Source organism: uncultured Merdimmobilis sp., from assembly GCF_902471145.1.
Classification (GTDB): Bacteria; Bacillota; Clostridia; order Oscillospirales; family Ruminococcaceae; genus Merdimmobilis; species Merdimmobilis hominis.
Map to the genome: position 1 here is coordinate 14,564 of NZ_CABRJC010000005.1, position 24,733 is coordinate 39,296.

A 24,733-nucleotide genomic window follows, 5' to 3' on the forward strand; every position below is an offset into this window, starting at 1 on the left:
AGGGATGGGGCAGGGGGAAAAGCGTGAATTTAAGTGGCTTAACTTCGCTTGTCGTAGAAGTTGTCGATGGCTTCCAGCAGCTGCTGGCGGGCGTTTTCCATACTGACCCCTGCCAGCTGAGCCCCAGCCATAGTCTGGTGGCCGCCGCCGCCCAAAGCTTCCATAATCAGCTGGACGTTCATGGCGCCCAAGGAACGGGCAGACATGGAGACGCCGCCGTCGTATTCATACAGCACAAAGGAGGCATCCACATCGCTGATGCTGAGCAGCTCATCCGCCGCCTGGGGGGCAACGATCTTGATATCCCCCACCCCGGCACTGGAACTGGCGATGGCACAGCCCCGGTAAATCTCCGCAGAGGAGACCAATTTGGAGCGGTTCTGGTAATCGTCCATGGAGGTAGAGAACAGCTTGCGGACCTCCACCATATCCGCCCCTAGCTTGCGCAGGTAGGCGGCCGCCTCAAAGGTGCGGGCCCCGGTGCCGATGATGAAATTCTTGGTGTCCAGCATAATGCCGGCCAGCACCGCCTCTGCCTCTACCCGGCCCAGCTGCTGCTTGGTGTTGAAGTATTGGGCCAGCTCGGTCACCATCTCCGAAGCGGAGCTGGCATAGGGCTCGTGGTAAAAGATCACCGCATTGTCGATGTGGCCCACCATCTTTCGGTGGTGGTCGATGACCACCACGTTTTTGCATTGGCGGTACAGCTCCGGCGATTCCAGCATGTATTCAATGTGGGTGTCCACCACGATGAGCAGCGTTTTGTCGGTAACCCCTTCGATCAGGTCCTTGGGCTCATAAAAGGCGTCGGTGTAGCCGTTTTCCTCCATCTTGCGGTAAAGGGGCTGCACCAGGTTTTTGTCGTGGCTGATGGCCACCACCGCCGGCTTGCCCATGTTGCGGGCCAGCTTGAGCATCCCCACCGCCGCGCCGAAGGAGTCCATGTCGGCGAACCGGTGGCCCATGACGATCACCCGCTCGCTGTTTTCAATGAGCTCACAAAGGGCCGTGGCCACAATGCGGGTTTTGACCTTGGTGCGTTTTTCCACCCCTTTGGCCACCCCGCCGAAGAAGTCGTAGCCGTTTTGGGTCTTGATGGCAGCCTGGTCACCGCCCCGGCCCAGGGCCATATCCAGGGCCTGGCGGGCCATCTTCTCCGACTCCAGGAAGCTGCCCCCATCCCGGGCTACACCGATGGACAGGGTGGCGGGCATCCGGTCACCGGCCACGATCCCCCGCACCCGATCCAAGATCTCAAAGCGGCCATCCACAATCTGCTTCATGTTCCGCTCTTCTATCACCGCCAGGAAGCGGTCCCGCTCCACCCGGATGAACATGCCGTCGTTCTGCCGGACAAACCGGCTGACTTCATATTCCACCTCGCTGACAGCCTGGGAACGCTCATCTTCCTTGGCGCTCTGAACCAGTTCCTCATAGTTGTCGATAAGGATGGAGAGCACCGCCGGTCGGGTCTGGAAAAACTCCGCGGTGTATTTTTTCAGGTCGTTGTCGTCCACAAAATAAAAGGAGACCATACCGCCCCGCTTTTCCTCAGCGACGGAGGTATAGACCGAATACATCCGGTCCCGGTAGCGGATGTTAAACCCTTTTTCCGGGCAGGCGGCGTGGTAATCGATTTCCCCCACCACCTGGGATACATCCTGGCCGAAAGCCGTGTCTGGATCTTCCAACATCGCCCGGCAGCGGTCGTTGAACCAGAGGATCTCCCCCTCTGGGCTTGAAACCAGCACCGGCAGGGGGAATTCAATCATCGAATCCCGCTGGAGGGAGTTGATCTGATCCCCCAATTGGTTGAGGAAATATTGCAATTCCTTATTGATAGAAAGCATTTTGAGCAGGGCGAAGGAGATGCCCAGCAACAAAACCGAGGCGCTTGCATAAAACAGCCGCACGTCCCGGGCAAGTGCCAAACAAGCCATGGCCGCCGCTGTGCCGATGAGGATATAAAAAATCGGTTTAAACAGCTGTACCTTGTTTTTCATCCAAAACCTCCGGGGCCCCACATAGGGGCGATGGGAATTCCAGGCCGCCAAAGGGACCCGGGCCAATCTTACCCCATATTATAACACACCCCACCGCAGATTGCGATAGGGTGTGCCTCAAAAACTTTATCGGGCTGTGGGCCTGCCAAAGGGCAAGTTATACCTCTTGAATCACCGGCAAGATCATGGGGTTGCGCTTGGTTTTGCTGAACAGGTATTGGCCCAATTGATCCTTGATGGCCTGCTTCATGGCGCCCCACTCCCGGACGTTGCCGTAGCGGCATTCCTCCAGGGCTTTTTGGCAGACCCGTTTGGCCTCGGCCATCATTTCCTCCGCCTCCCGGACATAGACAAACCCGCGGGAGACGATGTCCGGCCCGGCGATGACTTCGCCGGTGGCGGAATCGATGGTGGTGACCACCACCATCAGGCCGTCCTGAGCCAGGTGTTTGCGGTCTCGCAGCACAATGCTGCCCACGTCGCCGACCCCCAGGCCGTCCACCAGCACCCGGCCCGCGGGGACAATGCCGGTGAATTTCATATCCACCCCATCGGTTTCCAGCACCCGGCCGATGTCGGTGATAAACACATTCTCGGCGGGGACGCCCATGGAGATGGCCATGTCGGCGTGCTTTTTCAGATGGCGGAATTCACCGTGGAACGGGATGAAGTACTTGGGCTTGACCAGGCCCAGCATCAGTTTCAGCTCATCCTGGCAGGCGTGGCCGGAGACGTGGATGTTGTACATCTTCTCGTAAACTACTTCAGCCCCCAGCTTCATCAGCTCGTTGATCACCCGGAAGATGCCCTTCTCGTTGCCGGGAATGGGGCTGGCGGAAATAATGATGTAGTCGTTTGGGGTGACGCTGACCTTCCGGTGATCCCCCAAGGCCATGCGGGTCAAGGCGCTCATAGGCTCACCCTGGGAACCGGTGGTGATGATGACCAGCTGGTTGTCGGGGTAGCGGTTGATCAGCTCAATGTCGATCAGCACCCCCTCTGGGATTTTCAGATAGCCGATCTCGGTGGCCTTGGCCACCACATTGACCATGCTGCGGCCGGAGACGGCCACCTTGCGGCCGTACTTCACCGCCGCGTCCACCACCTGCTGCACCCGGTGTACATTGGAGGCAAAGGTGGCGATGATCACCCGGCGGTTGCCGGATTTTTTAAACAGCGTGTCAAAGCTGGCGCCCACCGTCCGCTCGCTGGCGGTGGTTCCGGGGCGCTCGGCATTGGTGGAGTCGCTGAGCATGGCGAGAACACCCTTGCTGCCCAGTTCGCCGAACCGGCTCAGGTTGATCATCCCGCCGTCGATGGGGGTGTAGTCCACCTTGAAATCGCCGGTGTAGACGATGACGCCGGCCGGTGTGGTGATGGCCATGCCGCAGGCGTCGGGGATGGAGTGGTTGACGTGGATAAACTCCACCGACATGCAGCCCAGCTTGACGGTGTCCCCCGCCTCCACAATGTTGAGCTTGGCCCGGCCCAAAAGGCCGTGTTCCTTCAGCTTGCCCTCGATGAGGCAGGCGGTCAGCTTGGTGGCATACACCGGGATGTCCACCATCTTAAGCAGGTAGGGGATGGCTCCGATGTGGTCCTCATGGCCGTGGGTGACCACCAGGCCGCGGATGCGGTCCCGGTTCTTTTCCACATAGGAGAAATCGGGGATGACCAAATCCACCCCCAGCATCTCATCGTCGGGGAAGGAGATGCCGCAGTCCACAATGAGGATGTCGTTGCCGCACTCGTAAAGGGTCATGTTCTTGCCGATCTCATTGAGGCCACCCAGGGGGATGATCCGAACTGGGGGCTTGCGGTTTTCCCGGCCAGCGGACTTCTTCCCCCCGCGGGAAGATTTTTTCCGCGCCGGCTCTGCACTGAGTTCTAGCGGGGCTTCAGAAGTCCCCTCTTTTGGAATTGCCGCTTTTTTTTCTTTTCCGGCCTCTGCTTTGGGCTTGCGGCGGCGGCTGTTAGACCGGGGCTTGGCTGGGGCTTTCTCCGAAATATCTGTCTGTTTCAATTCTTCTGGCACTATAGTACCTCCTTATCCAAATATGTAATAGTGGTATGAAATCCGCGTTTCCGTTCTAAAACCGCGGGACAGTTTTAAAGGGACAACAGGCAGCACCCTGCCGATGGGGACCCCATCGGAAAAAGGCAACAACAAAATAAGGGCTCTCTTTTTCTAGCAAAAAGACAGCCGGATCGTTTTCGCCTTTCGTCGCAAAACGCTCCTGTAGGATTGGCGGCGGCCAAACCCATCTGCACAAGATTTCCGCTCACCTAGCAGTGGAAAGGGCTGGCCGGCCGCCTTTAACACGAACACATCATTGTTTAAATTGTATACTCTCGGTAATAAACTGTCAAGCCCTATCTAAAAATCCTTGCCGCTAGTCTTCTTCACTGAGGGCTGCTATCCGGCGGGCAACATCTTCACACAGTTCGGCCGCAGCCTCGGCGTTTACCGCTTCAGCATACAGGCGGATTCCCCTGCCCCGCCGGTCTGGCTGAGCCAAAACGCGCCCCCCCTTTAGGGAGAGGGTGACCCCCTCCACCATGCCTTCCACGGGGCCCAAACGCTGCATCAGCCGGGCAGGGCTGCCTTTGGTGGCAACCTGCCGGGAAACCAATTCAAAGGAGGGCAGTCCCAGCACCATCTGGAAGAAATCCTCCCCGGTGCGCTTCTGCCGCGCCAAGAGAAGGAGCGCCTGCATCATCCCATCCCGGGGCCAGAGGCAATCCCGGGCCGACTGGCGGGCTTTGCGGTCGCTGTCGTCTGCCGGGCAGCAGAGGTACCGCAGCAGATGGCCATCCCGCTCCTTGGCCAAATCATCCAGGGCGCGGGGGGCTTCAAAGGGCAGGGAGACGGTCTCCCCACAGGCAAAGGCCTCCTCACAGCAGAGGGCCAGGGCCCGGTAAGCGGGGATGGCCCCCCATTCCTCTTCCAGAATGGTCAGGTGTTCCCCGCTGGAGTCGAGGAGGAGGATCGGCCCTCCTGAAAGGCCGCAGCCCAACTGGCGGAGGGTGTCCTCCAACAGCCGCTGGGCGCCGGGGCTTTGGGCCTGTACCCGGGCGGACAATCCTCCCAGGCCCTGGGGCGCCAACTTTTTCAGTTCCCCTTGATAAAAGCCCTGGAGCCCGGCAAGGGTCTCCCGCCGGCCAAAGGAATCCCCTGACCGCCGGGCCAGTTCGCCGGTGAGCGCCTTTTCCACCGACCGCTCCATGGGCCGGGTCGCAGGCAGGCCCCCGGAAGTGACCAGCCGCAGGGATACCCCTTTGCCTCCCCCCAGGTAGACACCCCAGGAGAGGGCGCAGAACTGCATCCCGTAGGAGAGGAACCCCAGCACCCCTTTGCCAAAGTCGGCCACGTCGCTGCCAGCGCTGCACAGGCCGGATGCCAAGGCGTCCAACAGCGGCTCCCCACCTGGAAAATCCCCGCCGCAGAGGGCCACCGGTTCCCCTTTGGCCGCTGTGGCCACCGCTGCCCCAAACCGGGCGCAGAATTCCGGGGTGATCTCCACCCCGATTTCACCGCAGAGGCCCTGCTCCCCAAAGCTGGCCCAACCGGGATGCCCCTTTTTTCGGTCGGCGGACAGGGTCTCCCCCGCCTCCACCCGGCGGCCCGGCCAGACCTTGGCCCGCAGGCTGGCCCCCCGCCCCACCGTTGCGTGGGCGCCTAAAACAGCCCCTTCTTCCAACACTGCCTTGGCCTCAGCGGATGCCCCTTGGCAGAGGATCGCCCCGGAGAGGTGGGCCCCCTCCCCCACAAAGGCCCCGTCATGCAAAATAGAGTCCTCCACCCGGGCGCCTGCGCCGATGCGGCAGCTGTCCCCCACCACGGTGCCGGGGCCGATCACCGCGCCGGGGCCAATGGTCACATTCTCCCCCAGATATACCGGGGGCAGCAGGGTGAACGCCCCGGCAGGCATGGTCTCTTTTAGGTAGATGCCCCGCTCCAGCTCCATGCCCAAGGGGCGGCAGGCGCACAAGCCGGCCATCAGCTCCTTCTGGCAGAGCCGATAACTGTCTAAGTCCCCAATGTCGCACCAGTAGCCCAGGTCCTCATAGGCGTATAGGGCCATCCCCGTCCGCAGCATAACAGGGAACAGGTCCTTGGCAAAATCGGTGTTCTCCCCTGTGGGGATCATCGAGAGCGCTCTAGGGGACACAATATAAATGCCCGTGTTGGCTAGGTCGGTGACCGCCTGCCCAAAGGATGGCTTTTCCACAAAGCCGCCGATCCGCCCGTCCTCCCCAGCGAGGACAAGGCCATATTCCCGGGGATCCTCCACCCGTTTGACCAGCAGGGTGGCGTCGGCGTTCCGAGACCGGTGAAAGGCGAGGGCGGCAGTCAGATCAAAATCACAGAGGGCGTCGCCACTGATCACAAGCAGCGGATCCTCTATGTTGGGGCAGGCGTTTTTCACGCTCCCCGCCGTACCCAAGGGGTGATCCTCCTCCACAAAGCGAAGGTCCATCCCGGTTCGGGGCCGGTCGGTGTAATACCCGGTGATGGCTTGGGGACGGTACCCCAAAGTGACAAAGACCTCTTTTGCGCCGTGGCGCTCCAGCAGATCCAAAATATAATCCATGGCTGGGCGGCCGCACAACGGGGCCATGGGTTTTGGCAGATCGCAGGTCAAGGGGCGCAGACGGGTCCCCTCCCCACCCGCTAGTATTACGGTTTGAAACATGGTTTTGCATCTCCTTTGTATGGTTTGGCCGCAGAAGGCCAATCCCAGCAGCCCCGCAGACGGGGCTCTTTTTCCATTAGTATGGCTGCAAAACTGGAGGTTCAGTCCTTCAGGGGAGAATTTTTGCCCTTGTCACCTGGCCGGGCAGCCGATATAATAAGAAAGTAATCTGCTTGGTCCCAGCGGGCGGGGGATTTTGCCTCCATATGGCCTGCAATCGCTGCTTCCCCTCATCCGGCCCAATATTTGCTTCCCGCCCGGAAAAATAGCCGGAGGTTGGGAATGCTATAGGAGTGACAAGATGACACAACAACGAAAACATGTGGAGATTTTCACCGACGGGGCTTGTTCCGGCAACCCTGGCCCTGGCGGGTGGGGCGCGGTGCTGCGTTACAAAGGAAACACCCGGGAGCTCTCTGGCGGGGAGCGGGAGACCACCAACAACCGCATGGAGCTGACCGCGGTCATAGAGGCCCTGTCCGCCCTGAAGGAGCCCTGTGACGTCACCTTGACCAGCGATTCCAAGTATGTCATCGACGCCATCCAGAAGGGATGGGTCTACGGCTGGAAGAAAAAAGGCTGGGTCAAAAGCGACAAAAAGCCAGCCCTCAATGTGGACTTGTGGGAACAGCTGCTCCCGCTCCTGGCCTACCACCAGGTGGAGTTTGTCTGGGTCAAAGGCCACGCCGGGCATCCGGAGAACGAGCGCTGCGACCAGATGGCGGTGGCCCAGTCGGAAAAACACAAGGGATGATGCCGCAGCGCCTTGGCAAATTGGGCAGCCCCCAGCCGGGGGCCCTCCTGGGGATAGGCCGCGTTAGAAATGGAGATGCGGGGACTTCCAGATCTGCAAAGCCGTTTTTTGCCATTCTCCCCCAATTCCCTACAAAACCGGAAAAAAGTTGTGATTTTTTTCATTTCCCTCTTGAAAATTATACTTTTTAGGTATACAATAAGAGCGTAGTTGAAAAGGGCATATGCCCATTTCCCGGCGGGCGGCGGCGCGGCTTCCCCCGGAATCAATCTCCCGCGCCTACAAGGAGTGTTCCCCCTATGGAAAAACGGTTTGTTTATGCGGACAACGCCGCAACCACTCAGGTTTCCCCGCGTGTACTGGAGGCAATGCTTCCTTTCTATAAAGAGGAGTATGGAAACCCCTCCAGCGTCTATTCCATTGGACGCCAAGCGAAAGAAGCCCTGGACAAGGCCCGCAGGCAGGTGGCCGACGCCCTGGGCGCCCAGCCGGGCGAAATCTACTTTACCGGCTGCGGTTCCGAATCGGACAACTGGGCGCTGAAAGGTGCCGCCGCTCAGATGAAGAAAAAGGGCAAAAACCACATCATCACCACGGTGTTTGAGCACCACGCCATCCTCCACACCGCCCAGGCCCTGGAGAAACAGGGGTTCGAGGTGACTTATCTCCCGGTGGATGAATATGGCCTACTCACCGCTAAGGACGTGGAGAACGCCCTGCGGGAGGACACCGGCCTGGTCTCTATCATGTACGCCAACAACGAGATCGGCACTATCTTACCCATCCCGGAAATCGGCGCCCTGTGCCGGAAGAAGGGGATCCTCTTCCACACCGACGCGGTGCAGGCAGTGGGCAATGTGAAGATTGACGTCAAGGCCCAGAACATCGATATGCTTTCCCTCTCTGCCCACAAGCTCCATGGCCCCAAAGGGGTGGGAGCCTTGTACGTCCGCAAAGGGGTGGTGCTGCCCAACTTTATGGACGGCGGCGCCCAGGAGCGGGGCCATCGGGCCGGCACCGAAAATGTGGCCGGCATCGTCGGGCTGGGGGTTGCCATCACCGACGCGGTGGGCAATCTGGAAGAGCGCACCGCCCGGGAACGGGATTTGCGGGACCAGCTGATTCACGGCATCCTCTCCGCCATCCCCCACAGCCGTCTCAACGGCCATCCCACCCAGCGGCTGCCCGGCAACGCCAACCTCTCCTTCGAAGGGGTGGAGGGGGAAGCCCTCCTCCTGTGGCTGGACATGTCCGGCATCTGCGCTTCCTCCGGTTCGGCCTGTACCTCCGGCTCTTTGGACCCCAGCCATGTGCTCCTCTCCATCGGCCTGCCCCATGAGATCGCTCATGGCTCCCTGCGGCTCACCTTGGGGGATACCAGCACCCAGGAGGATGTGGACTACATCCTCGCCACGTTGCCCCCCATCGTGGAAAAACTGCGGGCCATGTCTCCAGTTTGGGAGGAAATTGCCGCGGCTGATGCCCGCGCATAAACTGAAAGTGCCACCTTTGTTTCAGAAAGGATTGTGACCATATGTATTCCGAGAAAGTTTTGGACCATTTTTCCAACCCCCGCAACGTGGGGGAGCTGGCCGACGCCAACGGCATCGGCCAGGTGGGCAACGCCAAATGCGGCGATATTATGAAAATGTACATTAAGGTAAACGGCGGCGTCATCGAGGATGTGAAGTTTAAAACCTTTGGCTGCGGCGCGGCTATTGCCACCAGTTCTATGGCCACCGAGATGGTCAAGGGCCAGTCCATTGACGACGCCCTTAAACTGAGCAATAAGGCGGTAGTAGAAGCTTTGGATGGTCTGCCGCCGGCAAAGATCCACTGTTCCGTTTTGGCGGAACAGGCCATTAAAGCAGCCATTGCCGACTACTACCAGCGCCAGGGCATCGACCCCACCCCCATTGTTGGGGAAATCGGAGAGTGCGAAGCCTGCCACACCCACTAAAAGGTGTTTCCCCCCTGGAGGGGACCCGCAAAAAAGCCCAGCCGGGAAGTCCCGGCTGGGCTTTTGGTTTTTGTCAGGTTGGCTATCCTTTTACCGATAAATGGGCCGCTGGGCCCCCATGGTTTTTTCTTTTTGCCGCGCCACCAGCATCCAAACCACCAGGACAGGAGCAGCAATGGCAAAGAGCGTTTTCCCCAATACGGACAGGATTGATTTTAACATGTTGACTCCTCCTTTTTCTTTATCATATGAAAAAAAAGTAGATTCTGCAAGGGCTTTTTATGGATAAACCTTAAATTTTTTCTTATACTTCGACGGATTTTGGCAATTTCCCCAAATCCATATCCCTCTCTTCATAGGTTTCACCAATCCATGAAGTGCGGGCATCCTGTTTATCAGATTTATCAGAACTGAAGGAAAAACAAAACCGGGACGGCAGACTTGCCATCCCGGTTCCTATCATTTCTCCATCAGCGCGGCCAGGTGTTGAAGATCAGCACCCAGGAGAACAAGACGGTGAACCCGGCGCACAGAACCATGTAGGCCCGCCGGCTCCCCTTGCCTTGGTATCCCCGGGAGAATGCGCCGAAAATCATGTTGGCCACCACCAGTGCCGCCACATCAATGGCAATCTGCAAAAAAGCGGAATCGCCGGGGAAGACATCCTCTACCCACACCGACACCGGCGCCCCGATCACATGGGCCAAAGGCACCAGTACCAGGGGGAGGACCGCCATGGCAAGCCGGTTTTTGCCCCGGTGAAGGTACACCCCCACCACCAGCAAGATCACCAAAATCACCGTCCAGCACTCTGCTATCACAACCGATCCCTCCTCTACGGTCTCCGCCTGGGGGCTGCCACCCCCATTGGAATATGTATCCGCTGGGCAAACTCCCTCCCATTGCCGCAAGGGAAGGAGCCTCTCCACTCTATTTTACTGGAAGGCTTTGTCGAAGGCCGCCTCCGCTTGGGAGGGATCTCCCGCACAGACAAAGAGCACATAGTTGCCGTTTTCAGTGATCACCGCGTTCTGAACTTTGGCCATCTCCGCGGGGATATACTGTTCAAACCGCTTGCCTAGGTCTTCCACCCGTTTATCCAGCATGGTTTTAATGGTCTCCACCCCTTTGGCATCCTTTGCCTTAAAGATGGCGAATTCCTCTGCGGTGGCGCCGGATGCGCTGGAGTAGATGAGATAGCTGTCCACAGCGCTGTCGTCGATGTTGTAGAAGTTGCCGACTACTTCCCCCTCCATCTTCTTCATCTCGTCCTCCACTTCGGTGGCATCCATCATGGCTTTCATGGTGGCCTCCATGTCAATATCGGTCTTTTCGCTCTTGCCGCAGCCGGTAAGCAACAATGCCGCCGCCAGCAGGGCCGCCATGGTGATGGTCAACAGTTTTTTCATAGCCGTTATTCCTCCGTTACTGTATGTGTTTTCAGATAATCGAACCATTTGGTATAGCTCTCTGTCCCAAAATGAAGCCCATCGGGGGTGGCGCTGGCGGGCAGGCCGCCGGTTTCATCCTTAAAGGCTTCGGCCACGTTGAGGTAATACACCTGTTTTTCCTGGGCCATCTGTAAAATAGCTGCATTGGTCTCGTCGATTTTGGCGTTGGTCATCGCCCCATTGTACTTCTGGGCGAACTTTGCCTCGTTGATGGGCAGGATCGACTGGACATAGATGATGGCGCCCGGGTGCTGGCTCTTAACCAAGTCGACAAAGTTGGCATAGTAGGACGCTGTCTGCTCCGCTGTCAAACCTCCCACGCCGTTGGCCCCCAGCATAATGTAGATCTTCTTAGGATGGTAATGGGTCATGGCCTCGGGGATTGTCAGCTCCTGCCCCTCTAGCTCAATGACCTTTTTAGTCATGATATTGTCCAGATTGATACCAGTGGCTGCCACTACAGTGGCATTGGACATCACCTCGTATAGCTCGATGCCGGTGGTGATGGAATCCCCCACAAACATGGCATCGTCAAAGTAATCGCTGCGCACCCGGGGGCTCTCCGGCACCGCTCCCATAAGGCCCTGGGGTTCCTCTGGCTCAGACGAAGATTCCTGAGAGGAGGGCGGCTGCTCAGAGGAGGAACTTTCCTCCTGAGAAGAAGAGCGGTCCTCCAAGCGGACCACTAAATTTTGGGGCGGGTCGGTCCCCTGAATCCCCTGCCAAGCCAAGGCGATGAGCGCCGAAGCCGCAGTCAAAACCAACAGCACAATCAATGCGAGAAGCGCCGGGCTTCCCCTGCGCCTCCGATAAATTTTATCCGTATCTCGTTTTGTCATACCTGCTCCTTTTATCCGTCCCCCTGTGGTTTCTATTCCAGACCCGCCCGCCAAATCGGCGCCGTTTAAAAAAGATTCCCCAGGGATTCCTGTATTTGGATGTTCCACTGGACTGCCGCCTGAAACCAGGCCCGGCGTGCCAATGAAAAAAGGGCACGATCTCCCTTCCCGATGAAGGGGGTGGCTCTTTGGCTATTTTACCGCAAAGTCTGCACAAATTTTAAAGAATTGCGGTGCGGCTCCTGCCGCAAAGGGTCGCGCCCTGCAAGCAATTCTTTGAATGCCATAGCTCTGCTGTGGCTATTTTACCATATTTCCGGAATTTTTCAAAGGGGCCAAACTATAAACACAAATATTTTACAATTCTTTGGAAATCTGGAGTGAATCCCTCCATTATACAAAAAGTTATAAACACTTTCCACAGAGTTTTCCACATAAAATCCAATTTTCCCGATTTTTATAAGGAAAATCGTTTTCCACAGAAGATATGTTCTCTTTTATTATACCAATAGTGATTGCTCAGTTATCCTCTCCCAGCGGAATTTTGTGGGAAAGCCCAGCGTTTCCCCACCACTTTATATTATGGGGCGGGGGCCGAAGAAGGCGCTTGGGAAATGACTGATGATGCCTTAAAATTTTATGCGCTATCCCTTGACAAGTATTCTCTGCGATGCTATAATAATCCTTGCATTTGCAGGTAGTATCTGTGAATATGCGAGGGTGGCGGAATCGGCAGACGCACCAGCTTGAGGTGCTGGCGGAGTAACTACCGTGAGGGTTCAAGTCCCTTCTCTCGCACCAAAAAGAAAGACACGCTAAAAGCGTGTCTTTCTTTTTGGGTTCCGGTGATTTAAATACTCGGGGCAAATGAATTGCCCCTGCGCCAAGGTTTTGCCTACGGCAAAACGCTTCCACGGCGCAAACGCGCCGCTGGCCCAGAAGGGCCGTTGGGTTGCATTTCTTCGAATAGTCTCAAAGCCGAAAATATCGATTTTAACCGTTCCGCCAAAGAAAACCCGCTTAAACAGTTTGTTTAAGCGGGTTTTTCGTCTCTAAAAGTCGTCTTTTACCTAACCTGTATTTGAAAAAATGTTGATGTTACTGGCCGACCCAGCAATTGGCTACTGGGCAGTAGCCCGTATGGCTTAATCACAGGCTAAAAAGTACAGCCCCTGATCCTCCTTTTTAGGAGAACCAGGGGCTTTTTTTATTTCAGGATGATGTGATAAACCCCGTACTGCCGCAGCATCTCCCCAAGCTCTTGGAGAGAGATGGTCTTGGTGTCGGAGTTGGACTTTCGTTTCTGGAAGAAAATTCCTGGGTATTCCAGCACCGCCGCGGCATGGGCTCTGGTAAAAGCTAGTGGATCCCTCTATCTTCCTTTCATAAAGCTGTCTGCTTTTTTAGGTATAAAAAGTTGAGATATACAGATTCTAATGGGGATACAACTAGCTGAAATGCTGGAACAGGAGAGATATTATGAAGCAAAAAAATTGGTATTGGGCCATTGCCGGTTTGGCGGCCCTTATCCTTGTGGTTTTGATTTGGAGGGCGTGTTTTCCCCAGCCTCCCCTAACGCCAGCGGCAGCGCCGGGCAGATGGATCACAGCCAGATGGATCATGGGAGCTCCCATTCGGACCCCAGCCTCCAAGCCTACTTGGACGAGCAAAACACTATCATGTCCACCATGATGGATGACATGGGGAACATTCAACATTCGGGGAGTGCTGCTGTCGACTTCCTCGCGGGTATGATCCCTCACCACGCATCTGCCATTTCCATGGCCGAAAGCTATCTGAACAACGGCGGTTCCCATCCGGAATTAAAACCTCTAGCCGAGTCGATCATCACCGCTCAAAAAGCGGAGATCGATGAGATGAAGGCCATGATTCAGGAGCGTGAGACCACCGCGGTCAAAGATGAAGAGCAGGAATCCGCTTACCTGGATGCATACAACAAACTGATGCTGTCCTCTCATGCGGTGCATACAGACGGCGACAGCTTAGACGAAGCTTTTGCCCGGGGGATGATGCTCCACCACCAGATGGCGGTGGACATGTCCAATGCCATCCTGGTTCACACCGAAGATGAAGCAGTCAAAAAGCTGGCCCAAAACATTGTAGACGCCCAACAAGAAGAGATCACCCAGATGCAGTCCATCCTCGATGATCTTCCCAAATCATAATTCCCAATATCCTGTGGCCGCCCAACAAGGGCGGCCATTTTGCTGTCCTCCTGCTGTTTCCCTTTCCCATTGGCGGCTTTAGCATCAAGCGGATTTGGATCATTCACAGGAAGAAACTCCTCCCCGCCTCTCCAACAGCTCACCAAGTGTGAACTGGGTCTGCTCAAAACACTGCGCCAAAAGAGGGTTCCCACTTTCATCCTCAAATATAGCAACCGGAATTCCGGTGGACTGCTGTAGGAAAGATAGGTGCCCTCCTACGCGGCAGTAGGCCGGTGAGGGGTGTGCTTTCCAGAAAGAGGGACCACATTCCGGGCCCTGCGGGGCTGTTTTTGTCCCGGATTACTGAGGAGGCAGCAGCCTGCAAGGAGGACAAATCCCACCGTGTAGGCAATCCATCTCCCCAGGGAGAAAGCGCCGGTCTCAAACCCGCCTGCGGATCCTAGCGCCAGCAGGAGGCACACCAAAAAAAGGGTATCTTTCCAAAAGTGTATCCAGGTTTTTCTCATTCCAATTCCTCCTCCCGCCAGCGATCCGCCGCGCGTTCGATCATATGTTCGTTCCCTGTGTTCTCAGTATATCAGAACGTGCGTTCGGTTTTCAATGGACGATGTGAACAAAGATTCGTCATTATTTTCAGAAACTATTGTTCGCCTCTCAACAAACCGCTTAGGGGATTTCTGTGGGGCTTGGATTGTACTTTCCTCTTCCCCATGCTATAATTGCAGGTACAATCCATTGGGCCGGCCTTTTGAGGAATGCAGATTCCTGGGGCGTTCTGCCCCCTACGGACGGCCCTGCGGCAACACAAAATTGGGAGGAGAACACCCTATGAAAAGACTTGGATTTATCGGCATGGGCAACATGGCTTCCGCTATCCTGCTGGGCGCCCTCAAAGCGGGCTACCTGCATGCGGAGCAGGTCTACGCCTACGACATTGATCAGAAAAAAGTGGAGGCCATGGGTCGAGAGACCGGCATCCACCCCGCTTCCACTGCGGAAGAGCTGGTGGCCCAATCGGATATTGTGCTGATGGCAGTCAAGCCCTACAACATCGAAGAAGTTGTCAAGGAGCATTACGACGCTTTCAAAGGCAAAGCCATCATCTCCATCGCCCTGGGCTGGACCTATGAAAAATACCGGGAAATCCTCCCCCAAGAGACCCGGGTGGCCTTTGTCATGCCCAATACCCCCTGCATGGTGGGCGAGGGGATGGCCCTTTTGGAGGAAACCAACAACCTCGCCCCCGAAGAACTGGAATTCACCAAGGGCCTTTTTGAAAGCATTGGTAAACTTCTTCCAGTGAAAACCAGCCTGATGAATGTGGGCGGCACCTTGAGCGGCTGCGGCCCCGCCTTCCTCTATGTGATTATGGAAGCTCTGGCCGACGGCGCCGTCTTCCACGGCCTGCCCCGGGATATGGCTTACACCCTGGTCAGCCAGATGGTGCTGGGCTCCGGCAAGATGCTGGCGGAGAGCGGCCTACACCCCGGCAAGCTGAAGGACAATGTCTGCTCGCCGGCCGGCAGCACCATCCGCGGCGTCCGCGCCCTGGAGGATGGCAATATCCGCGCCACTCTCATCGACGCCATCGACCGCGCCGTCATGATGAAATAGCCTTTGCTCCATCCCGTTCGGGGGATGATTCCCCCAGGCAGTTTTCCCATTTTGGAAAGGAGGAGACGACCCGCCATGGAACCCTTGCTGGAACAAATTTCCCAGTGGCACGAGGCCGACCAGCACCAGAAGATTGTAGACGCCATCCTGCAGCTCCCCCAGGAGGAGCGCACCTACCAGATCACCGGGTACCTGGCCCGGGCTTACAACAACCTGGCCCGCTATGAAGAGGGCCTTGCCCTGTTAGAGAGCATTGCAGATGAGGGACGGGAGGACTGGGTCTGGTGGTACCGGATGGGGTACTCCTATTTCCGCCTCTCCCGGTTTGCAGAGGCGGAGGAAGCCTTTCAAAGGGCAGTCGCCCTCAACCCAGAGGAGGGGGACTGCTGGTATTTCCTCTGCCGGATCTATCGGGATTCCATCCACAAGCCGGAGGCCCTGGCCGCTGCTCTGGAACAGCTCAAACGGGTAGATCCCCGGGAGTTCTACCGCAGCTTTGACAACATGAAGCCCATTTCCGCCCCTGGTGGGAACAAAACCCACAGGCAATATCCCAATGGGCCGGAGAACAGCCGCTACGAGCCCCTCCCCCGCCCCGGCCTGGGGCCAGAAGACCACCTGGAAGATTGGTAAACCCACCGCCCGAGGGGATTCCCCGGGCGGTTTTTCTTTGGGGTGGGTCCCCGTCGTGTATCTTTATCCACGGCCATCCAGGGAAAGGGCCGTGGTTGCTATATCTACAGCCTTGTCCCATGAAAAAGACCCCGCCTGAGATGCTCAGGCGGGGTCTTCGCTATGTGATCTGTAACCGGTTTACGGGATCGGCAGTTCTTCGGGGATGGGGCAGATATACGGCTTGCCGCCGGTCTCCTTGACAAATTCCGCTTTGGCCTTCTCAACGATGTCGGGGTTCTCTATGACCTTGAGGCCGAACAGGGCAATGACCCGGGAGGCATAGATCATGCCGCGGAGGCCCAAGGAGTGGCCGGAGCAGGCAGAATTCTGCCAGCTGTGGCCGGGGGCGCCGATGGCAAAGCAGGCGGTGGAGAAGGAGCCTCCAGGCACAATGTGCTGCACATCGCCCACATCGCTGGAGCCGTAGCCGTCGACAGGCTCGATGGGGAGCAGCCCCTCATGAAGGTCGGTCCCCTCGGGGGCGTAAGCCTTGGTGCGCAGCTGCTCATACAGCTCGGGCATCGTCTGGTTGAGGGCGTGGGCAAAATCCTTTTCCTCTTGGGTAAACGCCTCTTTGGGGGCCTCAGCCAGGCAGTCGTACAGGACTTTGGAGAGCTCCATGTTGCACAGCCGGTTGTAGCAGCCGCCCAGGAACTCGATTTCCAGTTCAGTCTCGGTCATCATGGCAGCGCCTTTGGCCACCTTGACCAACCGGTCGTACACATCCACCACCGCATCCCGGGTCAGGGCGCGTACAAAGTATTTGGAACTGGCCTTGTCGGGGACGATGTTGGGGGCAGTGCCTCCCTCCAGGATGATGTAGTGAATCCGAACATCACTGGTGACGTGTTCCCGCAAGTAGTTGGCTCCCACGTTCATCAGTTCCACCGCGTCCAAAGCGGAGCGACCGTTGTGGGGGTCGCCGCCGGCGTGGGCGGTTCTGCCTTTAAAGTGGAAGATCGCCGAATTGAGGGCGGTGTTTTTACCGGTGCGCACCGCGTTGGTGGTGCCGGGGTGGAAGTCCACGCACAGGTCCAGACCGTCAAAGGCATGGCCCCGGGCCATAAAGGATTTTCCGGTTAGAACTTCCTCAGCTGGGCAGCCGTAATAAACCACTGTACCAGGAAGTTTGCGCTCCTCCATCTCCGCTTTCAGGCCCAGAGCGCCGCCCAATGCGCCCACACCCAGCAGGTTGTGGCCGCAGCCCTGGCCATAGTCGCCGGGGACCGCCGCTTCCTTGTGGGTGACCAGCTTCTGGCTCATGCCGGGCAGGGCGTCCAATTCACCCAAGATGCCGATGACTGGATGGCCGCTGCCCCAGGTGGCCTTGATGGCAGTGGGGACGCCGCCTGCGCCGATCTCCACGTCAAAGCCCGCCTCTTTGAGGGCGGTGGAAATCCATTGGCAGGCATTGAACTCCCGGTATGGCCCCTCCGGTTTTTCCCACATCTTTTTGGCGATGCCCTCCAGCATGGCCCGGTTCTTTTCAATGGCCTGGTACGCAATTGTCCCGTTCATTTGAGATGCTCTCCTTTCTATGTCGCCGAAGGTGCTTCCCTCGGCATATTCTGTTTTCTGGTAACATCAGTATAACAGAATATATAGACACATTCCATAGAACTATTCCACAATTATAGATCTATTTTCTCTATTATGGAAAAAGCCCCGGAGAAGCTACTCCGGGGCTGGGGTATTCCTTTTTAATATTGAAGCAAAAACTCCCCGTTTTTGATGATCTGCTGGTCGTCCAGGTAGAGGTCCGGCTTGAGGATAATGCCGTCCATGTGGCAGTCCGCCTTGTTGGTGCCCCCAAAAGAGGTGTTGGTGCCAAAGGCGATGTGGACGGTGCCGTAGACCTTTTCATCCTCCAGGATGATGCCGCAGAGGATGGCTTTCTCGTTGGTGCCGATGCCCAGCTCCCCCAAAGTGGCGTTGCGTTCATTCTTCAGGAGGATATCCAGCTTGCCCTCCTCATCCCCTTCGATCTTGGTCAGCTTGCCGTCTTTGACGGTGACCTTGAGGGGCTTTTTCAGGGTGCCCATACCCACCATGGAGCCGTCGATAATCATCTCGCCGTTGGAGCCGTTCTCCACCGGGGCGATATACCCTTCGCCAGAGGGGAGGTTGCCGCTCTTGCCCGGCTCTTTGTAGACGCCGGGGCTGGGCACGCCGTCGCGGCCCCGCAGGTCCAGGGTCAGTTCGCACCCCTCTTTGACGATGCGGGCGGTGGACGCCTTGGTCAGCAGCTCTGTGACAGCGGCAGTCAGCGCCTCCACCCGGGTGTAGTCGGCGGTCATAGCCCCTTTCTCAAACATCTCCTTGGTGATGTTTGGCATGGTGGCGATGCGGGCGCCCTGTTTCACCGCATTGATGCGGGCGTTGGTGTGGGTCAGGGATTTGGCGGTGGGGCAGAGGACGATGTCCGCCGCGGCCATGGCGGCAGCTACCGCCGCCGGGGGCTCCTCACCGGAGACCGATCGCTCCCCCATCACCATGAGCATGGCCTCGCAGCCCAGTTCCTTGGCCGCCAGGTAGATGGCGTTGCCGATTTCCAACTTGCTGTCGTCGGTGACGACCAGTACATTCTCCCCTGGCTTGGCCGCCATGGAGGAGAGAAGGATGGATTTTGCGTTTTCAATCAAATTCATGGGGTTGTCCCTCCGTTGTTAATAATCCAAAAGCTCCATCACCGCCCGGGCCAGGATGGTCCGGGAGAGGATGACGTTTTTGCCGGTGATTTTTGCCACCATCCGCTTCATTTCGGCGGTGTAGCCGATGCAGTCCAAGAGCACCAGGTCGGCATCGGTTTTGGCGGCTTCCCGGGCGGCTGCTTCCACCGCGGCCAGTTCCCCATAGGGGGAAGCAGCGAAAGAGGTCACCTCCAAGCCGTAGCCGCCCCACTTCTTCTGGGATTGCTGGAGCTGCTTCTCCGAGGGGGTAAGCACCGCCAATTTCCCAGCGCAGAGGACCGGCACCAGCCCGAAGAGGATCTGGTTGGGGAAGATCAGCGGTACCTTGTGTCGGAAGTTGTCGGGGAAATCCCCGGTGCAGAAAAAGAGGATGAGCCGGACCCCTTCCTCCTCCAACTTGTCGATGCACTGTTGCAAGCGGGGCAGAACATACCGTTCCGCAAAGGTGACGCTGCTCCCGTCTTTGAGGCGGGAGACCAGCACATAGTCCCCTTCCTCGGGGACAAAGGTTTCAATTTCCTCCCGGCTCAGGCCGTCCAGGCCTCCGGCTTCGATCAGTTCCACATTGGGGCCGAAGATAGGCCACAGGTCAGGGGTCACATCCACCCGGGGGGACTGGCCCACCGTGATGGCCCCGATTTTAACCTTTTCCATGGGGTGTATCCTCCTTTTTTCCAGTAAATGCTTCCCCCCAGGGGAAACGGAAGAAGCCCTCCCCAGGGCGCACCCCGGGGAGGGCAATATGGTTTAGTCCCGGTTGCCCAGGGTCTGGATGTGGCTCATGGAGCCATACAATTTCTGGATGAGGGCGTACTCCTTCTCGTCATAGAAGGCGCACTGGCCCTTGCCGAAGGATTTGGCGACCTCCAGCATAAAGCGGGCGGCCTCCTCGCAGTCGGTGAAGTGGCAAGCGCCGGTAGCACAGCCGGGGACGGCGGTCTCGGCGGTGATGGCCACACCTACAACCGGCGCCTTAGTGGCAGTGGAGGGCTGCAGGATGCTGTTCAGGTGGTACAGGTCATTTCCGTAGGGGGTGATGTCCTGGGTGGTGATGGCAAAAACGGCAGGTAGCTCGCCGGTGGTGATCTGCATGATATCCAACAGGGCCTCACTGGTGCGCAGGATGTAGCCCTCCTTGACGGTGGGGGAAATGGCGAAGCCACGCTTGTTGATGATCCGGTTGCCCTTGGTGGTGTCCACGACCAAGATGGCGTCCAGCTCCTCGGTGACTTCTTCTTTGTTCACCATGGCCATGTTGACCGGGGAGCCCATAAAGGGGACGGGGATATGGGGCTGGGTGGGGGCGTCGGGGCAGACGTGGGTGGAGATGAAGACATCCCCTTCCAAGGTGTCGCCCTTGTTCTGCATATCCAAAATTTTAGCTGCCAGGGTGAGGGCCACCAAGGCGCCGTCGCCGTCAGAGACAAAGCCGGTCATCTCAGGCCGTGCGCCCAGTCCGCCCAGGCGGCCCAACAGGCCGATGGTGGGGGCGGTTCCGCCCACCGACTTGCCGTTTGTACCGGGGATGCGGATTTTAATCATCTTGGTGCTCCCCTTTTCGGTGGAGAGCTCTTTGATCTCGATGTTGGCGTCGGCGCGGATACCCCGCAGGTAGGCGGCGACTCCTTCGGCGCTGGCCTTGCTGTCGTCCAGAATGTCGTAGACTTCCATCAATTGTTTCAGCAGCATAATGGTTACTCCCTTTCTTTTTGTTGTCAAGTTTGCGCTGGATGGCGCAAGATCTTTGGTTGGTAGCTTCATGGTAGCACACCGCATACTTTTTTGCAATATTTCCTGCGTTTTTTCAGAATAAATTTGCAATTCGGCCCATTTTTGGAGGAAAAAATTCTTGAGTGTGCTTTACATCCCTCATCAATTGTACTAAAATGGTGTTGTGAAATCAACAGGAATTTGGCGTCCTGAGCATTAAAAACAGAGGGAAAGAAGGAGTAATACCATGTTTAAACTCATTCGCGGCGCAGATGTCTACACCCCGGAACACATCGGCATCAACGATATTTTGATCGCCGGAGACAAAATTTTAAAAATCGCCCCCCACATCGACTTCACCTATGAAGGGATGGAGATCATCAACGCCGCAGGTAAAAAAGCGGTCCCCGGCCTGATGGACCAGCATGTCCACATCACCGGCGGCGGCGGGGAAAGCGGCATGAAGAGCCGGGTCACCGAACTGTGCCTGGGCGACATCATCCAAAGCGGTGTCACCACCATCGTGGGCCTCTTGGGCACTGATTCCTTCACCCGCTCGGTGGAGAACCTGGTTGCCAAGGCCAAGGGCCTCAACGAGGAGGGCATCACCACCTACTGCCTCACCGGCGCCTACGAGTACCCCTCCCCCACCCTCACCGGCCGGGTGGATAAGGACATCGCCTATATCAACGAGGTCATCGGCTGCAAACTGGCCATCAGCGACCACCGCTCCTCCCACGTCACCCGGCAGGAGCTGCTCCGCCTGGCCACCCAGGTCCGCTTGGGCAGCCTCATTGGCGGCAAACCCGGCGTGCTTCACATGCACACCGGCAAGGGCAAAGGCGGCCTCCAAGACGTGATGGCCGTAGTGGAGGAGAGCAACGTGCCCATCAAGCACTTCCGCCCCACCCACGTGGCTAACTGTTTTGACGACGCCATCGCCTTTGCAAAGATGGGCGGCAACATAGACTTCACCTCCGGGGTGGAGACTTCGGAAGTGGCCAAAACCCTGGCCAAGGCCCTGGAGCTGGCCCCCCTGGATAAAATCACCCTCAGCTCCGACTCCAACGGCAGCATGCCCATCTGGAATGAGAAAAACGAACTGATCGGCATGGGTGTGGGCAAGATGGACACCCTCTACGGCTCCATCAAGGCGCTGATCACCGAGCAGGGGGTGGACATGACCACCGCCCTCAAGCTGGTCACCGAGAATGTGGCCAAAGGTTTGGAGATCTATCCCCGCAAGGGTGCCCTTTTAGAGGGCAGCGACGCCGATGTCCTCCTCTTGGACAACAAGCTGGACATCGACTCTCTCTTCGCCCAGGGCAAGGTGATGATGCTGGACAAAGAGATCAAGGCAAAGAGCTATTTCGGGCTGTAAGCCGTCAACGAGAAATGTTAGGAGGTTTTCCATCATGCGCTTGGAAGAAATCAGCTGGAAACAGGCAGAGCGGTACTTTGAGCGGAAGGACATCGCCGTCATCCCTGTGGGCAGCATTGAAAACCACGGCTCCCAACTGGCTTTGGGCACCGATTACCTCATCCCCAAAAAGCTCACCGAATGGGTGGAGCGGGAATTGGATGTCCTCATCCTGCCCGGCGTGCCCTACGGCGTGGCCAACCACCACCAGGGTTTCCCCGGCACCATCAGCCTGGGGGAGGAAGGGCTTTACCTGGTGATGAGCAAGATCGTCTGGGCCCTATATGAGTATGGCATCCGCAAATTTGTCTTTTTAAACGGCCATGGCGGCAACGACGGGGTGCTCAATAAAATCGGCCTGGAAATTGAGGACAACGGCGGCATCTCCGCCCTCTTCAATTGGTGGCAGATCGCTGGGGAGCTGAACCCTGCCTGGAAAGGCGGCCATGGCGGCGGCGAGGAGACCGCAGCCATGCTGGCCATTGATGAAAAGTATGTCCACATGGAGGATTACATGCCCCTTGTCCCCAACGACTTGAGCGAGAACCTGCCGGTTTCCAGCGTCAAGACCGTCCGGTTCAAAGGGGTGGATGTGATCATCCCCCGCCATTTCCAGAGCGTCACTGAAAGCGGTTGGTTTGGCCCCGATGACCCCCGGGATGCCACTGTCTCCTGGGGAAATGAGATGCTGGATGCCACCGGCAAATACCTGTGCGAGTTCATCGCCGAGTTTGAAAAGGTGGAGCTTCCAAAGCTGTAAAAAGCCAAAAAGGAGCGGGCAAAACCGCTCCTTTTTCCCTTTCCCCCTGGGTTCCGGCCGCCCCCGGTTGCAGCCCATCTCCGAAAATGCTATACTACTGGATAGCCAACATAAGAAATTGAGGTGCCGCACTATGTACGAAACATTTATCTTAGAAAACGCCCAAGAGCGCCACCAAGCCGACCCCCGCCACTTCCCCGTACCCTGCCAGGCGGATCTGGATGCCATCGGCCCGGAGAGCCTGGTGCAGCTGGTATTTGTCCTGCCTCAGGAGACCGCTGAGGGCTGCCGCGCCGAGCGGATGTGGGTGAAGGTCACCGCGCGGGAGGAAGACCGCCTGGGCGGCATTCTCGCCAACGAACCCCACTTCATTGAGGAGATCAAGCTGGGAGACCCCATCGCCTTTGAAGTGGCAAATGTGGCCGACATCTTCCGGGGGGACCCCTCCTATGACCGGGAGCTGATGTGCATCATCACCCGCAAGGCCCTGGAACAGGGGGAGATCAACTGGGTGACACGGGGCGAGCCGGTCAACGAGGTGGACAGCGGCTGGCAGCTCTTCTACGGCGATGAGGACGAGGAGTACCTTAACGACCCCAACAACGCCGCCCTCTTCCCCTTGCGGGAGATGCTGCGGATGGAACCGCTGCTGGACAAGGTGTTCGCTTCCCCTTCCCCTGCCTTTGCCTTCTACCCGGAGGTGAACGACTTCATCGACGCCCAAACCTATGAAGCCCTGGGCCTCGCTGACCTGGAGGATGGGGAATAACCCCCCTTATAAGCTGACTCAAAAAGCCGCCGGAACTGTCCGGCGGCTTTTTTGCTGTTGTATTTCCTGTTTACAAGGGGTCAACCACCAAGGTCTCTGTATCCCCCACCCGGGCACTATAGGATAAAATCCCCCCGGCCAGCAGCTTAAAATGGTTGGTGCTCACCGTTGCCCCAGCCACATTGTCCATAGCCACCACGTTCTTCCCCGCGTCTTCGAACAAGGCGAGGATTTCCGGGTTGTACTTTTGGGGATAGGTCTCCGGTAGGCCCGCCCGCTTGTTGGCGCGGATCATCGTATCCTGAAAGTTTTTATCCTCGCTCTTCTTTTGGCCCTTTTCGTCCACTGCGTCAAACTCCTCGATGGTGACCACGTTGTCCTGGATGGAGAGGATCACATAATCCTTCCAGCCGTGGTCAAAGTCCCGCATCTCCGCCCGGTAGGTGCCGTCTACATACTGGCCGATGGTCTCCTCCTGGGCCAAGCGGAATTTTGCATTTTTCTCCGCCGTGGCATACAGGGTTTTAAAATTCTCCAGGGACTTGGTGGCCCCAGTCACCCCGTCCATTTTCTCCAGGCTCCCGGCCTCCTCAAAATTTTTGACAATAGCCGGCAGGAAGACATTGGGCCCATACAGTTTAGCAGTCCGCATCTCCTCACTGAGGGCTTGGTCGGCGGATTTCAGCTCTCCCGCCTTATTTTTGCCGTCAAACTCCACCACTGTGAGGGTGTCCTCGGTGGCGGTGAGGATAAGGTATTCAGCGTAGTCCTCCTCCGGCTTCTCAGCCCGGACGGTATAGGTGCCGGGGCTGTATAGCGGCAGGCGGTAGTGGCTGGTGTCGCCGGAACGGGCCCGGGCCTCCAGCAGTTCCTGCTTCATTGTCTCCTGGAAAGAGGCAGGCGCCCCCTGGGGCGGGACGTATTCCGCCACGGTGGGGTTGCCCTTCTCCACCGTCAGTTTGATGGAGCCGGAATTCCCGGCAGGGTCCTCCCAGCTTGCGGTGTACTCTCCATCCTGGAAGCCAGGCACGCTGCCCGAGGCTTCCCCGCCCTCCCGTTTGTTGCAGCCCACAAAGGTTGTCAGCAGCAGCGCGGCCAAAAACGCCGCCATCCAATTTCGATTCAAAGCGCAATTCTCCCTTTTTACATGGTTTCCCGAATTTTGGGCGCAAAAAAGCGCGTATCCCATTTCATACAAAATA

General features: G+C 57.5%; 21 protein-coding genes and 1 tRNA gene. 10 read left to right on the top strand and 12 right to left on the bottom strand.

The genetic code is table 11. The features are described 5' to 3' along the window. Positions 1-38: 38 nt before the first annotated feature. From RDQ42_RS04185 to RDQ42_RS04195, 3 genes are all read right to left on the bottom strand, one after another. A complete protein-coding gene (locus RDQ42_RS04185) occupies positions 39-2,003 on the bottom strand; it encodes a DHH family phosphoesterase (RefSeq protein WP_231358602.1) in 1,965 nt (654 codons plus the stop codon). Between the two features lie 157 nt (positions 2,004-2,160). Further along, the gene (locus tag RDQ42_RS04190; protein WP_082398464.1) at positions 2,161-4,038 is read right to left on the bottom strand and encodes a ribonuclease J; all 1,878 of its coding nucleotides are present in this window, start codon (positions 4,036-4,038) and stop codon (positions 2,161-2,163) included. Positions 4,039-4,396: 358 nt separating this feature from the next. Next, on the bottom strand, positions 4,397-6,700 hold the full coding sequence (locus tag RDQ42_RS04195) for a sugar phosphate nucleotidyltransferase (protein ID WP_308588354.1): 2,304 nt from the start codon (positions 6,698-6,700) through the stop codon (positions 4,397-4,399). 301 nt (positions 6,701-7,001) lie between these two features. Between RDQ42_RS04195 and rnhA the strand changes: the two genes are divergently transcribed. The 3 genes from rnhA to nifU all read left to right on the top strand — a co-directional run bounded on the left by rnhA (position 7,002) and on the right by nifU (position 9,414). Beyond that, the gene (gene rnhA, locus RDQ42_RS04200; RefSeq protein ID WP_071427320.1) at positions 7,002-7,454 is read left to right on the top strand and encodes a ribonuclease HI; all 453 of its coding nucleotides are present in this window, start codon (positions 7,002-7,004) and stop codon (positions 7,452-7,454) included. A gap of 299 nt (positions 7,455-7,753) precedes the next feature. Next, positions 7,754-8,947, top strand: a complete 1,194-nt coding sequence (nifS, locus tag RDQ42_RS04205) for a cysteine desulfurase NifS (protein ID WP_231358604.1) — start codon at positions 7,754-7,756, stop codon at positions 8,945-8,947. A gap of 41 nt (positions 8,948-8,988) precedes the next feature. Next, positions 8,989-9,414, top strand: a complete 426-nt coding sequence (nifU, locus tag RDQ42_RS04210) for a Fe-S cluster assembly scaffold protein NifU (RefSeq protein WP_054330738.1) — start codon at positions 8,989-8,991, stop codon at positions 9,412-9,414. A 90-nt stretch (positions 9,415-9,504) separates the two neighbouring features. Here the strand turns inward: nifU and RDQ42_RS04215 are convergent, their stop codons facing one another. The 4 genes from RDQ42_RS04215 to RDQ42_RS04230 form a co-directional block, all read right to left on the bottom strand. Continuing rightward, a complete protein-coding gene (locus RDQ42_RS04215; RefSeq protein ID WP_267888274.1) occupies positions 9,505-9,636 on the bottom strand; it encodes a hypothetical protein in 132 nt (43 codons plus the stop codon). 248 nt (positions 9,637-9,884) lie between these two features. Further along, on the bottom strand, positions 9,885-10,235 hold the full coding sequence (locus RDQ42_RS04220; protein ID WP_071427322.1) for a hypothetical protein: 351 nt from the start codon (positions 10,233-10,235) through the stop codon (positions 9,885-9,887). Positions 10,236-10,349: 114 nt separating this feature from the next. Continuing rightward, positions 10,350-10,823, bottom strand: a complete 474-nt coding sequence (locus RDQ42_RS04225; RefSeq protein WP_054330736.1) for a DUF4358 domain-containing protein — start codon at positions 10,821-10,823, stop codon at positions 10,350-10,352. A 5-nt stretch (positions 10,824-10,828) separates the two neighbouring features. Beyond that, the gene (locus tag RDQ42_RS04230; protein WP_231358605.1) at positions 10,829-11,704 is read right to left on the bottom strand and encodes a GDSL-type esterase/lipase family protein; all 876 of its coding nucleotides are present in this window, start codon (positions 11,702-11,704) and stop codon (positions 10,829-10,831) included. Between the two features lie 714 nt (positions 11,705-12,418). On the opposite strand from RDQ42_RS04230, the gene RDQ42_RS04235 reads away from it, so the two are divergent. The 4 genes from RDQ42_RS04235 to RDQ42_RS04250 all read left to right on the top strand — a co-directional run bounded on the left by RDQ42_RS04235 (position 12,419) and on the right by RDQ42_RS04250 (position 16,140). After that, positions 12,419-12,505 (top strand) — tRNA-Leu (locus RDQ42_RS04235). 752 nt (positions 12,506-13,257) lie between these two features. Then, on the top strand, positions 13,258-13,890 hold the full coding sequence (locus RDQ42_RS04240) for a DUF305 domain-containing protein (RefSeq protein ID WP_308588358.1): 633 nt from the start codon (positions 13,258-13,260) through the stop codon (positions 13,888-13,890). A gap of 831 nt (positions 13,891-14,721) precedes the next feature. Next, positions 14,722-15,507: a pyrroline-5-carboxylate reductase gene (proC, locus tag RDQ42_RS04245; protein WP_054330732.1), complete on the top strand. Its 786-nt coding sequence runs from the start codon at positions 14,722-14,724 to the stop codon at positions 15,505-15,507. Positions 15,508-15,582: 75 nt separating this feature from the next. Then, complete coding sequence (locus tag RDQ42_RS04250; protein ID WP_054330731.1) at positions 15,583-16,140, top strand: tetratricopeptide repeat protein; 558 nt, start codon at positions 15,583-15,585, stop codon at positions 16,138-16,140. A gap of 180 nt (positions 16,141-16,320) precedes the next feature. Here the strand turns inward: RDQ42_RS04250 and RDQ42_RS04255 are convergent, their stop codons facing one another. From RDQ42_RS04255 to RDQ42_RS04270, 4 genes are all read right to left on the bottom strand, one after another. Then, on the bottom strand, positions 16,321-17,700 hold the full coding sequence (locus tag RDQ42_RS04255) for an amidohydrolase (protein WP_071427324.1): 1,380 nt from the start codon (positions 17,698-17,700) through the stop codon (positions 16,321-16,323). A 182-nt stretch (positions 17,701-17,882) separates the two neighbouring features. Further along, positions 17,883-18,830 carry an aminopeptidase gene (locus tag RDQ42_RS04260; RefSeq protein ID WP_054330730.1) on the bottom strand — a complete coding sequence of 316 codons (948 nt, stop codon included), beginning with the start codon at positions 18,828-18,830 and terminating at the stop codon, positions 17,883-17,885. Positions 18,831-18,848: 18 nt separating this feature from the next. Then, a complete protein-coding gene (locus tag RDQ42_RS04265) occupies positions 18,849-19,526 on the bottom strand; it encodes an AroM family protein (RefSeq protein WP_308588361.1) in 678 nt (225 codons plus the stop codon). 93 nt (positions 19,527-19,619) lie between these two features. Further along, positions 19,620-20,561 (bottom strand): DUF1177 domain-containing protein, encoded by a 942-nt coding sequence (locus RDQ42_RS04270; protein WP_071427326.1) that lies wholly within the window; start codon positions 20,559-20,561, stop codon positions 19,620-19,622. 268 nt (positions 20,562-20,829) lie between these two features. Between RDQ42_RS04270 and iadA the strand changes: the two genes are divergently transcribed. The 3 genes from iadA to RDQ42_RS04285 all read left to right on the top strand — a co-directional run bounded on the left by iadA (position 20,830) and on the right by RDQ42_RS04285 (position 23,531). Then, the gene (iadA, locus tag RDQ42_RS04275) at positions 20,830-21,963 is read left to right on the top strand and encodes a beta-aspartyl-peptidase (protein ID WP_071427327.1); all 1,134 of its coding nucleotides are present in this window, start codon (positions 20,830-20,832) and stop codon (positions 21,961-21,963) included. A gap of 34 nt (positions 21,964-21,997) precedes the next feature. Next, positions 21,998-22,762: a creatininase family protein gene (locus RDQ42_RS04280; RefSeq protein WP_308588364.1), complete on the top strand. Its 765-nt coding sequence runs from the start codon at positions 21,998-22,000 to the stop codon at positions 22,760-22,762. A 133-nt stretch (positions 22,763-22,895) separates the two neighbouring features. Continuing rightward, positions 22,896-23,531, top strand: coding sequence for a DUF2185 domain-containing protein (locus RDQ42_RS04285; RefSeq protein WP_231358608.1), 636 nt, complete (start codon positions 22,896-22,898; stop codon positions 23,529-23,531). A gap of 70 nt (positions 23,532-23,601) precedes the next feature. Here RDQ42_RS04285 and RDQ42_RS04290 read toward each other — a convergent pair whose 3' ends face one another. After that, positions 23,602-24,657 carry a hypothetical protein gene (locus RDQ42_RS04290; protein ID WP_143117149.1) on the bottom strand — a complete coding sequence of 352 codons (1,056 nt, stop codon included), beginning with the start codon at positions 24,655-24,657 and terminating at the stop codon, positions 23,602-23,604. Positions 24,658-24,733: the final 76 nt, after the last annotated feature.

Bases quoted from the DNA above. Each gene is read 5' to 3' on its own strand.
- RDQ42_RS04185 (WP_231358602.1), bottom strand. From the start codon at position 2,003: ATGAAAAACAAGGTACAGCTGTTTAAACCGATTTTTTATATCCTCATC.
- RDQ42_RS04195 (WP_308588354.1), bottom strand. From the start codon at position 6,700: ATGTTTCAAACCGTAATACTAGCGGGTGGGGAGGGGACCCGTCTGCGC.
- rnhA (WP_071427320.1), top strand. From the start codon at position 7,002: ATGACACAACAACGAAAACATGTGGAGATTTTCACCGACGGGGCTTGT.
- nifS (WP_231358604.1), top strand. From the start codon at position 7,754: ATGGAAAAACGGTTTGTTTATGCGGACAACGCCGCAACCACTCAGGTT.
- nifU (WP_054330738.1), top strand. From the start codon at position 8,989: ATGTATTCCGAGAAAGTTTTGGACCATTTTTCCAACCCCCGCAACGTG.
- RDQ42_RS04215 (WP_267888274.1), bottom strand. From the start codon at position 9,636: ATGTTAAAATCAATCCTGTCCGTATTGGGGAAAACGCTCTTTGCCATT.
- RDQ42_RS04225 (WP_054330736.1), bottom strand. From the start codon at position 10,823: ATGAAAAAACTGTTGACCATCACCATGGCGGCCCTGCTGGCGGCGGCA.
- RDQ42_RS04230 (WP_231358605.1), bottom strand. From the start codon at position 11,704: ATGACAAAACGAGATACGGATAAAATTTATCGGAGGCGCAGGGGAAGC.
- proC (WP_054330732.1), top strand. From the start codon at position 14,722: ATGAAAAGACTTGGATTTATCGGCATGGGCAACATGGCTTCCGCTATC.
- RDQ42_RS04250 (WP_054330731.1), top strand. From the start codon at position 15,583: ATGGAACCCTTGCTGGAACAAATTTCCCAGTGGCACGAGGCCGACCAG.
- RDQ42_RS04255 (WP_071427324.1), bottom strand. From the start codon at position 17,700: ATGAACGGGACAATTGCGTACCAGGCCATTGAAAAGAACCGGGCCATG.
- RDQ42_RS04260 (WP_054330730.1), bottom strand. From the start codon at position 18,830: ATGAATTTGATTGAAAACGCAAAATCCATCCTTCTCTCCTCCATGGCG.
- RDQ42_RS04265 (WP_308588361.1), bottom strand. From the start codon at position 19,526: ATGGAAAAGGTTAAAATCGGGGCCATCACGGTGGGCCAGTCCCCCCGG.
- RDQ42_RS04270 (WP_071427326.1), bottom strand. From the start codon at position 20,561: ATGCTGCTGAAACAATTGATGGAAGTCTACGACATTCTGGACGACAGC.
- iadA (WP_071427327.1), top strand. From the start codon at position 20,830: ATGTTTAAACTCATTCGCGGCGCAGATGTCTACACCCCGGAACACATC.
- RDQ42_RS04280 (WP_308588364.1), top strand. From the start codon at position 21,998: ATGCGCTTGGAAGAAATCAGCTGGAAACAGGCAGAGCGGTACTTTGAG.
- RDQ42_RS04285 (WP_231358608.1), top strand. From the start codon at position 22,896: ATGTACGAAACATTTATCTTAGAAAACGCCCAAGAGCGCCACCAAGCC.